At 38.4% G+C, this 12,993-nt stretch carries 12 protein-coding genes; 5 read left to right on the top strand and 7 right to left on the bottom strand.

Annotation, left to right across the window (positions count from 1 at the left end; genetic code table 11):
* Positions 1-132 precede the first annotated feature (132 nt).
* From gnd to ACTJJ9_RS20375, 4 genes are all read right to left on the bottom strand, one after another.
* Positions 133-1,536 (bottom strand): decarboxylating NADP(+)-dependent phosphogluconate dehydrogenase, encoded by a 1,404-nt coding sequence (gene gnd / locus ACTJJ9_RS20360; protein ID WP_145581692.1) that lies wholly within the window; start codon positions 1,534-1,536, stop codon positions 133-135.
* Positions 1,537-1,624: 88 nt separating this feature from the next.
* Positions 1,625-2,971: a GntP family permease gene (locus ACTJJ9_RS20365; protein WP_095299382.1), complete on the bottom strand. Its 1,347-nt coding sequence runs from the start codon at positions 2,969-2,971 to the stop codon at positions 1,625-1,627.
* Between the two features lie 23 nt (positions 2,972-2,994).
* Complete coding sequence (gene gntK, locus ACTJJ9_RS20370) at positions 2,995-4,530, bottom strand: gluconokinase (RefSeq protein WP_145581693.1); 1,536 nt, start codon at positions 4,528-4,530, stop codon at positions 2,995-2,997.
* Positions 4,523-5,254 carry a GntR family transcriptional regulator gene (locus tag ACTJJ9_RS20375; RefSeq protein WP_145581694.1) on the bottom strand — a complete coding sequence of 244 codons (732 nt, stop codon included), beginning with the start codon at positions 5,252-5,254 and terminating at the stop codon, positions 4,523-4,525. Before ACTJJ9_RS20375 ends, gntK begins: the two co-directional genes overlap by 8 nt.
* 282 nt (positions 5,255-5,536) lie before the next feature.
* Here ACTJJ9_RS20375 and ACTJJ9_RS20380 point away from each other — a divergent pair, with 282 nt between their 5' ends.
* The 3 genes from ACTJJ9_RS20380 to ACTJJ9_RS20390 are packed head-to-tail and all read left to right on the top strand — an operon-like array spanning position 5,537 to position 9,596.
* On the top strand, positions 5,537-6,016 hold the full coding sequence (locus ACTJJ9_RS20380) for a MarR family transcriptional regulator (protein ID WP_255451860.1): 480 nt from the start codon (positions 5,537-5,539) through the stop codon (positions 6,014-6,016).
* 2 nt (positions 6,017-6,018) lie between these two features.
* Positions 6,019-7,743 (top strand): ABC transporter ATP-binding protein, encoded by a 1,725-nt coding sequence (locus ACTJJ9_RS20385; protein WP_145581696.1) that lies wholly within the window; start codon positions 6,019-6,021, stop codon positions 7,741-7,743.
* Positions 7,740-9,596 carry an ABC transporter ATP-binding protein gene (locus ACTJJ9_RS20390; protein ID WP_145581697.1) on the top strand — a complete coding sequence of 619 codons (1,857 nt, stop codon included), beginning with the start codon at positions 7,740-7,742 and terminating at the stop codon, positions 9,594-9,596. Before ACTJJ9_RS20385 ends, ACTJJ9_RS20390 begins: the two co-directional genes overlap by 4 nt.
* Positions 9,597-9,646: 50 nt before the next feature.
* On the opposite strand, the gene ACTJJ9_RS20395 is transcribed toward ACTJJ9_RS20390, so the two are convergent.
* Together ACTJJ9_RS20395 and ACTJJ9_RS20400 are read right to left on the bottom strand one after the other, a co-directional pair.
* Positions 9,647-10,633, bottom strand: coding sequence for a LysM peptidoglycan-binding domain-containing protein (locus ACTJJ9_RS20395; RefSeq protein WP_145581698.1), 987 nt, complete (start codon positions 10,631-10,633; stop codon positions 9,647-9,649).
* A 109-nt stretch (positions 10,634-10,742) separates the two neighbouring features.
* Entirely contained in the window at positions 10,743-10,874 is a 132-nt protein-coding gene (locus ACTJJ9_RS20400) for a DUF4023 family protein (protein ID WP_145581699.1), read from the bottom strand.
* Between the two features lie 163 nt (positions 10,875-11,037).
* Between ACTJJ9_RS20400 and ACTJJ9_RS20405 the strand changes: the two genes are divergently transcribed.
* Together ACTJJ9_RS20405 and ACTJJ9_RS20410 are read left to right on the top strand one after the other, a co-directional pair.
* Positions 11,038-11,754, top strand: a complete 717-nt coding sequence (locus ACTJJ9_RS20405; RefSeq protein WP_255451861.1) for a M23 family peptidase — start codon at positions 11,038-11,040, stop codon at positions 11,752-11,754.
* Entirely contained in the window at positions 11,751-11,936 is a 186-nt protein-coding gene (locus ACTJJ9_RS20410) for a M23 family metallopeptidase (RefSeq protein WP_255451862.1), read from the top strand. Before ACTJJ9_RS20405 ends, ACTJJ9_RS20410 begins: the two co-directional genes overlap by 4 nt.
* A 96-nt stretch (positions 11,937-12,032) precedes the next feature.
* Here ACTJJ9_RS20410 and ACTJJ9_RS20415 read toward each other — a convergent pair whose 3' ends face one another.
* Entirely contained in the window at positions 12,033-12,893 is an 861-nt protein-coding gene (locus ACTJJ9_RS20415; protein ID WP_145581700.1) for an effector binding domain-containing protein, read from the bottom strand.
* Positions 12,894-12,993 lie beyond the last annotated feature (100 nt).

Here is a 12,993-nt window from a genome sequence, read left to right on the forward strand (position 1 = left end):
ACTGCCAAACAAGTAGTGTAATGGAGTATTTCACACAAAAAAATAGAGAAAGGTGAATTTGAGTACCCTCAAATTCACCTTTCTCACTATTTAGAGCTAGTTATGTCCCAGCCTCTTTTTTTATCAATCTTCTTATTGCCAGTTTGTATGGAAAACACCTTCACGATCAATTCTCTCATAAGTATGAGCGCCGAAGTAATCGCGTTGAGCCTGAAGCAGACTAGCATTTGAGCGACCATTGCGATAGCTATCATAGTAAGTAAGTGAGGAGCTAAAGCATGGGAACGAGATACCAGACAGAACTCCATCGCTAACAACCTTACGTAATCCCATTTGGTATTCCTTAACCTTTTCAGCAAAGAATGGAGCAAGAAGTAAATTCGATAAATTTTCCTGCTTACTGAATGATTGGCTAATAACATTCAAAAAGTCTGCACGAATGATACATCCACCACGGAAGATAAGAGCGATATCCTTTAATGGTAAATTCCAGTTATAAAGGTCAGAGCTCATTTTATATTGGGCAAAGCCTTGAGTGTAGGCACAAACTTTTCCCATGTATAATGCTTGGCGAATATATTCAATCCACTGCTCCTTATCAAGCTCTTGTAGCTCTACTTCTGGACCTGCTAAAACGTCCTCTGCTTGAACACGTTCTTCTTTTAACGAGGATATATAGCGGGCGAATAATGATTCAGTAATGATGGAAGATGGAATTCCATTATCAATCGCCTGCATGCTTGTCCATTTTCCTGTCCCCTTTTGACCAGTTTTATCAAGGATGACATCAATTAATGGAAGGCCTGTTAATTCGTCCTTTTTTCTTAAAATTTCAGCTGTAATTTCGATTAAATAGCTTTTAAGCTCACCTTTATTCCATGTTTCAAAAATTTCAGCAATTTCATCAACCTGTAAATGTAGTCTGTTTCGTAAAAATGTGTATGCTTCAGCAATTAATTGCATATCAGCATATTCAATTCCGTTATGTACCATTTTTACAAAATGACCGGCACCCTTTGGACCGATATAAACACAGCAAGGATCTCCATCAACTTGTGCAGCGATTTTTGTTAAAATAGGTGCTACTTTATCGTAAACGTCTTTATCTCCGCCAGGCATAATCGAAGGGCCAGTTAATGCACCGACCTCACCACCGGAAATTCCGATGCCTAAATAGCCGATTCCTTTTGCTTTTAATTCATCATAGCGACGCTCAGTATCTTTATAGTGGGAGTTACCGCCATCCATAATGACATCGCCTTCCTCAAGGAACGGAACGACAGAGCTAATAACAGAATCAATTGCTTTTCCAGCAGTAACCATGACAAAGATTTTACGTGGAACCTCTAAAGATTGAACAAAATCTTGAACTTCATAATATGGATGAAGTGCTTGTGCCTCACTTTTTTCCATGAGCTTGTCAGTTAAATCTCTCGTGTAATTATAGACAGCAACCTTTTCACCATGATTCGCCATATTTAGTGCGATATTACTTCCCATAACTCCTAGACCGATAACACCAATTGTATTTCCCATTTTATAACTCCCTTTCTCTCAGATGAATAGGCAGTAAACCCTCATATAAAAAATGGGGTTTACTGCCTTACCTATAAGTAGTATGGACTTATACAAATAAACTTAGTAATAAAGTAAATCCTAATCCTGCTACAGCAATGATTGTTTCTAGTAATGTCCATGTGGCAAATGTTTCTTTCATGCTTAATCCGAAGTATTCCTTAAACATCCAGAAGCCCGCGTCATTAACATGTGATGCGATGACACTACCAGCTCCTGTTGCCAGAACAACTAAAGCAAGATTCACGTCAGATTGACCTAACATTGGAATAACAAGTCCTGCAGTTGTTAATGCTGCAACGGTTGCTGAACCTAATGAAATACGAAGGATTGCAGCAATTAACCATGCAAGCAAGATTGGTGATAAATTTGTTGTGCTAAATAGCTCTGCAACATAGTCACCAACACCGCCATCAATTAACACTTGTTTGAAGGCACCGCCACCACCGATAATTAATAGCATCATTCCGATATGTGTAATTGCGGTTGTACAAGATTCCATTACTGTTTTGATTGGAATTTTTCTTGCTAAGCCCATTGTATAAACAGCAACTAATAATGAGATTAGCATAGATGTGGAAGCATCTCCAATAAAACGTATTGCAGCAAGTAAACTATTATCCTCAAAGCCCATTGTTTTTTGAAGTAAATTAATAATTGTTGCAATTGACATTAAGATAACCGGAAGCATTGCTGTAAATACACTAATACCAAATCCAGGTGTTTCTTCTAATTTAAATGTTTTTTGTTCACCTAAAGATGCAATACTACCTGTTTTTGTGAAAGAGTTTGGAACGAGCTTTTTCGCAATTTTTGTAAATACTGGACCTGCTAAAATGACAGTAGGAACAGCAACAATAAAGCCGTAAAGTAATACCTCACCAAGGTTTGCTCCATATTCACCAGCAATTACGGTTGGACCTGGGTGTGGTGGTAAAAATCCGTGTGTGACTGACAATGCTGCTGCCATCGGAATTCCGAGGAACAAGACTGAAACCTTTAATTCTTTCGAGATTGCAAAAACAATTGGAATTAATAATACTAGTCCTACTTCAAAGAATAAGGCAACACCAATAATGAATGAAGCTACTACGACAGCCCATTGAATATTTTTTTCACCGAATTTATTAACAAGGGTCATCGCAATTCGTTGTGCACCACCAGCGTCAGCAATTAATCTTCCGAGCATCGCGCCAAGTCCGAAGATTAATGCTAAATGTCCGAGTGTTCCGCCTAATCCAGCCTCTATCGTTTTAACGATTTGATCAAGTGGCATTCCAAGCGCTAAAGCAACACCGAAGGAAACAATGATTAATGAAATAAACGTATTTAGTTTCAATCCCATAATTAAAATGAGTAATGCTACGATTCCGATAGCTACGATAACTAATGGCATGATAAATCCTCCTATTGTCTATTCTAGTTGAGTAAACTTCTTTGATAATTCGCAATGCGCGTATAATCTTCTGTTAATACTCTTGATAAATTAATGAAAATTGGCATCAATTCTCGGTATTCCTTTGCAGCCTCCTCCTGTGGAGAGTGCTTGTACGTGCTGCCAATCATTTCTGAAACGATTTCAAAATTGTCAATCTTTCCAGTTGCATAAAGTCCTAAAATACAAGCACCAAGACATGAGCTTTCAAAGCTTTCAGGTACGACAACTTCAGATTCAAAAATATCGGCCATCATTTGGCGCCATACCTCTGATCTTGCGAAGCCTCCTGTTGCTTGAATCCGTGTTACAGGACCGTCCATACATTCTGTTAAGGCAAGAAACACAGTGTATAAATTGTAAATGACACCTTCTAAGGCAGCTCGAATCATATGCTCCTTTTTATGTGACATCGTTAATCCGAAAAATGAACCGCGGACATCTGGATTCCATAATGGGGCACGTTCACCGGCAAGGTATGGGTGAAATAGCAGCCCATCTGAGCCTGGTCTAACTCTCTCGGCGATTTTTGTTAATACCTCATATGGGTCAATACCTAATCTTTTCGCTGTTTCCACCTCAGAGGATGCAAGCTCATCTCGTATCCAGCGAAGCACCATTCCACCATTGTTAACAGGTCCACCGATGACCCAATGGTTTTCAGTTAAGGCGTAACAAAAAATTCGTTCTTTATCATCTGTCTGCGGCTTATCAATAATTGTTCGAATCGCTCCGCTCGTTCCAATCGTAATGGCCACTTCACCTTTTCGAATTGCATTTACACCAAGGTTTGATAAAACACCGTCACTTGCACCAATGACAAATGGTGTTTCAGGGTCTATTCCGATTTGCTTTGCTAACTCAGGTTTGCAGTTGCTAAAGATTTTTGTAGTTGGTACGAGCTCAGATAATTTATCGCTTGTGATTCCCGCAATACTTAATGCTTCTTCATCCCAATCTAACGTTTTCAGATTCATCATTCCCATAGCAGAGGCAAGGGAATAATCAACAACATATTGGTCAAAGAACTTGAAGAAAATATATTCCTTAATGCCGATATACTTTTTCACCTTGTTAGCGATTTCACGTCGGTCATTCTCAATCCAAGTAATTTTCGTTAAAGGTGACATTGGATGAATTGGTGTACCAGTTCGCTTATACACTTGATGACCGTTTAACTCATCCTTGATTTTATGTGCCCATGCTTCACTCCGATTATCAGCCCATGTAATACATGGTGTGAGCGGCTTATCATCCTGACCAATTGCAATCAAACTGTGCATGGCACTACTGAAAGAAACAAAGCCAATCTTTTTCTCAGAATGTTTTTTCGTGATCGATGTAATCGCTTGTAAAACAGCTTGAAAAATTTCATCTGGATTTTGTTCTGCTGTCGAAATATCCGGGGTATGAAGCGGGTAACCGATATTTTCATTTGCAATGACTTTACCCTCTTCAGTAAATAAAACAGCTTTTGTACTTGTCGTACCAATATCAATACCTAACATATAGCTAGTCATTATTTTGTTCGACTCCTTTGGAATACATTTGTTGTGACATCCATAGGTCTTCAACTTTTCCTTGAACATCATCAAAGTTTTCATGTAAAGATTTAATCATGAGGTCTCGATTTCGAGTTTTAATCGCTTCCAGATAGAGCTCATGATTGTTAATAATTCTAGTGAAATCCTCATACTTCTCTTTGAAACGAGTTCGCATTGAAATGAGAATAAAGCTTTCCATAACTGGCTTTAAATTGTCCCAAATCATAAGGATGTATGAGTGGTTAACTGAGCGAATAATCGTTTCGTGAAACAGGATATCCTGATAGGAAAATTCGTCAGCATCGTGATATTTAATGGCAACCTTCATCATTTCTAATATTTTACTAAGCTCGATAACGAGCTCTGTTGTGTCAATTTTGACAAGTCGTTCAAATACAAATGTTTCAATAAGTAAGCGAACATCATAAATTTCTTCAATTTCCTTTTCGGTTAGACCAATAACTACTGCACCCATTCTTTCTAAACGAATGATATTTTCAGAGGCAAGAATTTTTAGCGCATCCCGAATAGGAGACCTACTCACCGCAAAATCAGCAGCTAATTTATTTTCAGATAGAACGGTACCGCTTTCAATCAAGCCAGAAATAATTCGCATTCTTAGCTCATATGCAACACGGTCGCCAGCGGAAGCCTTTGCAAGCCATTTTGAAGGATAAAGTAATTCCTTTAATTCTGACATGTATTTCACCTGCTTATTATTCAAGTATACTTGTATACAAGTATTATATCTAAAATAATTTGTATTGCAAGCGTTTTACAAAAGGTTTTTCCTGGATGAAAATGCCATAATAAGAAATGAAGGATTGAAAGCCTTTGTTTAATAGGATTTTAGACATATAAGTTTAAGGTTAATAGATAGGAAGAATTTAGTGAGAATCGATTGACTAATTAGTTAAAAAGGTTTAAAGTTCATATATAAACAGTTCGGAATGGAACTATTTGAAAATGGAAGATGGTGATAATGATGGAAAAGGAAACTTCAGAATTACCGCGAGCAATCGAACTTTTGCAATCCTTTTATCATGTCCAAAAAAACATTATGCGATACGTTCAAAAAGCTGCTGTTGAGAGTGGATTAACCGTCCCACAGTATACAATTTTGACGACGGTTGCTCAAAACGTGAAAATGTCACAGAAAAAGGTAGGAGAGGTAACCTTTTTTCCGAAAAGTACATTAAGTCAAGCTGTTGATGGACTCGTTCGTGCGAATTACTTAAGCCGAGCGCAGATGGAAGGGAATCGCCGTGAAATACAGTTAATGATCACAGATGAGGGTGTAGCGTTTTTAAAATCAGTTCATAATCGTGAGGATGGATTGTTTAAGATTTTTCAATCTGCAATCCAAACTTTATCAGATAAGCAGTATGAAGGTCTTCTTGAAGCACATCGTCAACTAGCTGATTTTTTGGAGCGGCAAGGTAATGAAAAGGGGGGAAACTGAAATTGTTCAAATTATTAAAGAAGTTAACAGCATATAAATGGATGATTTTAGCTGTATTAGGTTTGATCTTTTTGCAATCGATGGCTGAGCTATATTTACCGACACTTATGGCCGATATCGTTGATAAAGGAGTTGTATCAGGTGATACGGCATACATTTGGAAAATCGGTGGTTTGATGCTTGGTGTTTCAGCGATTGGTGCGTTGGCATCAGTCGTTGCAAGCTATTATTCGTCCCGTGCAGCAATGGGATTTGGTAGAGATGTTCGAAAAAAGGTTTTTTATCATGTCGAGAATTTTTCTTTACAGGAATTTGATGAGGTTGGTACAGCTTCACTCATTACACGGACGACAAATGATATTACCCAAGTTCAGCAGGTCGTCATCATGATGCTGCGTATGGTCGTTAGTGCTCCAATTATGTTAATTGGAGGCATCATTATGGCGGTATCAAAGGATCCGAAGCTTTCTCTAATTGTACTTGTTACAATGCCTGTGTTAATTGGTGCGATACTTTTGATATTCAAGATCGGGATGCCGCTGTTTCAGCTTGTACAAAAGCGACTCGATCAATTGAATCTTGTTTTTAGAGAAAATTTAACAGGGATTCGCGTAATTCGTGCATTTAATAAGGAAACGCAAGAAAAGCAACGTCTTAAGCGGGCAAATCGAGATTTAACAGATGTTTCGATCAAGGTGAATAAAGTAATGGCGTTTATGATGCCTGTAATGATGCTTGTGATGAATTTAACAGTTGTTGCTATCATTTGGTTTGGTGGAATTCGCATCGATAACGGTGCAATGCAAATTGGTGATTTGATGGCATTTATCCAATATGTGATGCAAATTATGTTTGCGCTTGTTATGGCATCGATGATGTTTGTCATGATTCCGAGAACTGCTGTATCAGCGAAGCGAATTAATGATGTTCTTGAAATGAAGCCATCCTTCCAAGATAATGGAACATCGCACGCAAATAAGAAGCAAGGTACGCTTGAATTTGAAAACGTGTCATTCAGTTATCCAGGAGCGGAGGAGCCTGCATTATCGAACATTAGCTTTACTGCTGAGCAAGGTGAGGTGACTGCTATTATCGGTGGTACGGGTTCAGGAAAATCGACGCTAGTTAATCTAGTTCCCCGATTTTATGAGGTATCAAGTGGTGTTATTCGTGTCAATGGTGTTGATATTCGCGATGCCTCTCAAGCAGAAATCCGTTCAAAGATTGGCTTTGTCCCACAAAAAGCCGTGTTATTTACAGGGACGATTGCAGATAATATCCGGTTCGGGAAAGAGGATGCAACAGAGGATGAGATTATTCATGCAGCAAAAATTGCTCAAGCTGATGATTTCATTCAAAAAATGCCTGATGGCTATCATTCTGAGATTGAACAAGGTGGCTCGAATTTATCTGGAGGCCAAAAGCAAAGACTATCGATTGCAAGAGCTCTTGTCCGTAAACCGGATATTTATATCTTTGATGATAGCTTCTCTGCGCTAGACTTTAAAACAGATGCAAAGCTGCGAGCTGCATTGAAGGATGAGATACGTGATGCGACGATGCTATTAGTTGCTCAGCGTGTAAGTACAGTTGTTGATGCAGATCGAATTATTGTTTTAGATAATGGGAAAATTGCAGGAATGGGAACACATCAAGAGCTGCTTGAAACAAATGATGTTTACCGAGAGATTGTCGAGTCCCAGCTGTCAGAGGAGGAGATTGCATGAGTAAGCATAAAAAGCCTCAAGGCGGACATCCTGGTCATGGTCCAGGTGGTGGCATGATGGTGATGGGACAAAAGCCGAAAAATTTCAAAGGGACACTTGGTCGGCTTCTAACCTATCTAAAACCTAGAAGAAACCAATTAACTGCAGTATTTATCGCGGCAATTTTAAGTACGGTCTTTACGATTGTTGGTCCGAAAATCATGGGTGACGCGATTACCTTACTGTTTGAAGGAGCCTATGCGAAGTTTCAGGGAGTTCCAGGAGCGGCAATTGATTTTCCAGAGATTGGGCGGATTTTGTTATTTTTAGCTGGATTATATGTGTTTAGTAGTTTATTTACTTATGTTCAACAATATATTATGTCTAGTGTTGCTCAGAAAACAGTCTATGATTTACGGGAAGATGTGAATGAAAAGCTTGAAAGATTGCCGTTGAAGTATTTTGATGGACGAACAAATGGTGAAATCCTTAGCCGGGTAACAAATGATATCGATACAATCGGTAGCACGCTTCAGCAAAGCTTAACACAATTTATAACGTCGATTGTTACGATTGTTGGGATTATCATTATGATGCTTACAATCAGTCCATTGTTAACATTAATTACTGTTATTACATTGCCAATCTCACTCTTTGTGATTGGACCAATTCTTAAACGGTCGCAAAAGCATTTTTCTGATCAGCAACGGACACTTGGTGTGCTAAATGGTCATATTGAAGAAATGTATACCGGTCATCAGGTTGTTAAAGCGTTTGGCTATGAGAAAAAAGCAGGGGCTAAGTTTGATACCGTTAACGAAGAATTATATGAAGCGGGAAGCAAAGCACAATTTGTTTCAGGGATTATCATGCCGCTCATGTTTTTTATCGGAAATCTCAGCTATGTTGTTATTAGTGTTGTAGGTGGGATTTTAGTTACCCAACGTGCGATTACAATCGGGGATATTCAGGCATTTATTACGTATTCAAAGCAGTTTACCCAACCGCTTACGCAAACGGCAAACATTGCAAATATTGTTCAAGCAACAGTTGCAGCTGCTGAACGTGTCTTTGAGCTTTTAGATGAAGAGGAAGAAGTGAAGGAAGTTACAACAGCAACTCTTACAAATGCAAAAGGTGAGGTTGATTTTGAGCATGTTGATTTTGGTTATGGTGATGATTTATTAATTACCGATATGAATCTTCATGTATCACCTGGTCAAACGGTTGCAATTGTTGGGCCAACTGGTGCTGGGAAAACGACAATGATTAATTTATTGATGCGCTTCTATGAGGTGAACGGCGGAAAAATTAAAATTGATGGAATTGATACGAGGGAAATTTCGCGAAGTGAGTTAAGAAAAAGCTTCGGGATGGTTCTTCAGGATACTTGGCTCTTTAATGGAACGATTAAAGAGAATTTAGCTTATGGCAAGGAAGGGGCAACGGATGAGGAAATATTTGAGGCAGCACGAATTGCTCATGCCGACCATTTTATTAGAACATTGCCTGATGGCTATGACACGGTCTTAAATGAAGAGGCATCGAATATTTCCCAAGGTCAAAAACAATTATTAACGATTGCCAGAGCTGTTTTAGCTAACCCGCCAATGATGATTTTAGATGAGGCGACATCAAGTGTTGATACTCGAACAGAGATTTTTATTCAGCAAGCTATGAATCGTTTGTTGGAAGGAAGAACGAGCTTTGTCATCGCTCATCGTCTTTCAACAATCCGAGATGCTGACCTAATTCTCGTTATGAACCAAGGAAAGGTTATTGAACAAGGCTCACATGAAGAGTTATTAGAGAAAAAAGGCTTTTATGCTGACCTATACAATAGCCAATTTTCCGAGCAACAAGTGGCAGGTTAAGAAGGATCTATTAGGGACAGTCCCCACTGGGGACTGTCCCTTTCCTAATTTTATTCAAAAGTAGAGGAGATTTCATTCATTTGCTTTTGGATGAGTGGGTAAAAGTATTTTTTTGCACTGGTGGTTGTGTTTCCACCAAAAAAACCGGTCCCTGGACATGTTTTAACGTCAAAGCTTTTGGCGTTGTCTAATACTCTTTCACCGGTTTTTAAATTCCACCAATGATGGTAGGTAATGCTATCAATTGATGGGGTTAATCCAAATTTGAGACAAAGTAGTGCTGTCATGTAGACGATTGTATCCTTTTGCTCCTTTGTCATGACGTCATGTCCGATATCGAAATTACCGATATTTTCAATCATTAGTCCGGCATCGTTCGCTTTATTTCCAATTGAACCTTCCGGGGCAATATTAAATGGCCTTGAGACGGCAATAGTCCCATCGGGAAATGTTGTAAGATTTTGAGCGATCGTTTTCCAGTTCATTTTTTTTCTATGGAAATTTTCCATTCCCTCGAGCATTGCAAAATGGTTATTTCCAGTAAAATCCTTGTATGATGGCAGCCATGTGTGATGATGCTGAATGAGTGTGATTTTGCGATTAAATGTGTTGTTTTCTAGCCACGTTTTAAATTGTTCCCTTGTCATAACAATATGCTGACCATGCATGCTTAGCTTTTTAGGAACAATCCTTAATTGTTGCCCTTTTTGTAGTTGGTCTGAAGAAAGTCGGTTTGCCTTTTTTATTGTCTCACTTGATAGCTGAAAGGTTGAAGACAAATGTTTTAACGTATCTCCAGAGCGAACCGTATACGTAATTGGAACAAGTAGCTTTTGTCCTTCTGTAACGGTATTTGCTTGCAAACCATTGTATAATTTAAGATCTGCTATAGAGGTATGATATTTTTGTGCGATTTTAGATAACGTATCATCAGGCTTTACCTCGTAAAGATTGCTCGGTCTTTGAGCATAAGCAGAATTAGCTACAATGACTAGGCAATAAATCAGACAAATGATGAGTAGAAAATGCTTTTTCATTGTCTTCACCTCTCATAATCGATTTATTGGAAGAATGGAAAGTTGAAATCATATGATTCTTAAAATGTAAGATAAGAAAATAGGCTGCAGATTAGCAGCCAAATGGACATTACTTATTCGTGCTATGCTGTTTATTTGGTAATTTACGATTAGCCTGTGCTTTGCTTTGGCGTTTTTCGTTTTGTCTTGCCTTAGTTTGATCTTCGTGTAATTTTTCTACAAATTCATGTGTGTTTTCCATGTGAATCCTCCTTTAATAACCTCTTTGTTAATGTATCCTGAGACGATGAATTCATTCATTTTCATGAAGCTAAAATGAAATAAGGATGAGATTTAAAAGGAACTTATCGGTTTTTCACTCGTATGCATTAATAACATTTGTTCTTATATAAAGGAGATAAAAAATGATAGTTGCTATATTACAATTAATTGTCGTCCAGTTTATCCTGCCAGCTTATTTTATTTATTCATTATGGAGAGGAAAATATCAAAGTAGGCTTGAATGGATATTGCATGGGTTACTGGCACTTTTAGTAATAAGCTGGGGATTTTTTTCATCGCCATGGAGCTGGTTTAGTTATTACCTGCGGTTTGTTTGGGTTCTTTTATTTATTGTTGTCTTCATTATTTCATGGAGAAAGGCTCGCGAGTTATCATTTATGCTGAATGATACTGGTAAGCAAAAGCTTTCACTTGGAATTAGTGTTTTGTTAATCGGTATCTTCGGTATGTATAATGTGTGGGTATTTAGCGGATTTTCAACAAATGAGCAAGCGATCGAACTTGACTTCCCATTAAAGGATGGGTGGTATTATGTTGGTCAAGGTGGGAATCATGTGCAATTGAACTATCATCAATCATATCCAGAGCAAAAGTATGCACTAGATGTTTTGAAACTGAATCAATTTGGGATGAGAGCAACGGGCATATACCCTGAGCAGCTATCTAAATATGAAATTTATGAGGATACATTATATAGTCCTTGTACTGGTGAAATTATCGAAGCAAGAAATGATTTACCGGATTTAGCTCCACCGAAGGCTGATCCGAAAATCCGGAAGGGAATTATGTCAAAATCAACTGTAAAAATGAGAATACAACTATCCTTATTGCTCATATGAAAAAAAGGAGTATTCTTGTGGAAGCAGGTGATGCTGTAAAGAGAGGTCAACCGATTGGTCTTGTCGGCAATTCGGGTAATACAACCGAACCACATTTACATATTCACGCAGAAAAGGATGGTAAGGGAGTCCCGATCCGATTCGATGGTAAATTTCTTGTCAGAAATAGTTTAGTTTGGTAGGAGTAGGATTTTAAGGAGAGCAAAATCAACAGTAATACGAAAGATAAGGACGAACTAAAGGCAGGTTAACAAAACCTGCCCTTAGCAATTTACAGCTTATTTAATTGCAATCCAAATCTCATTTATCGAATCTGGTTGATTAACATCCTCGCTTATATAAAGCTCAAATCCTGCGATGTCTGCTGGCTCATACCTATTCGACGGGAACCATTCTGAATAAATGCTGCGCCATGTTTGAATAAAAGCATCTGGTACGGGGCCGCGTACCTCAAACACGACCCATTTTGAAGCTGGAAAATGAAACGCACTCATGCCTTCTGGTACGCTTCCTTTATGTTCCGTTGCAATCCAATAATCAAGCGTATTTTGTTCATCATTGTAGCAGTCATTAATACCTAATAATCCTTTTATTTGCCCGTCATTTTGCTCAAGTAATTGTTTGATTACACCTTGTTGATGCATATCAGCCCAAAAATCTGTAATACCTGGTAAACCTTCATTTGTTGTCTCTGTAGTACATGTACGCTTGACACCGACCACTTGAAAGGCGTTTCTTTCAATCATTCGATAATTCATGGGATCTGCTCCTTTCAGACTAACCTGTATTGTTAGGCGATTATAAGCTTGCAGCCTTCCAAACCCTTTTCGCGCTTCAGTTGGAGTAATCTTATGCTGCTTTCGAAAAGCCTTTGAAAAAGCCTCGGGAGTTTCATAGCCGTAGCGGTAGGCAAGATCGATAACTTTTCTGTTTGTACTTATTAATTCTTGAGCAGCTAATGTCAAACGGCGCCGGCGTATATATTCTCCGATTGATATATCTGTCAGAATCATAAACGTACGCTGGAAATGGAACGGCGAAATATTAGCTTCCTTTGCGATATCTTCAATTTTGATATCTTCTAATAAATGGTCCTCCATATAATCGATTGCCTTTTGTAATGATTCAACTAGTGCCATGCTTCTCAACTCCTAACAAAATTGTAGCAGCATAAATGAAATCCATCCTGTCAATTTATGCTCACCTTAGACAGTTCGAACGATTGTATAGGATAAAACT

Origin of the sequence: Metabacillus sp. 22489 (assembly GCF_052044855.1) — a bacterium.
GTDB lineage: Bacteria > Bacillota > Bacilli > Bacillales > Bacillaceae > Metabacillus > Metabacillus niabensis.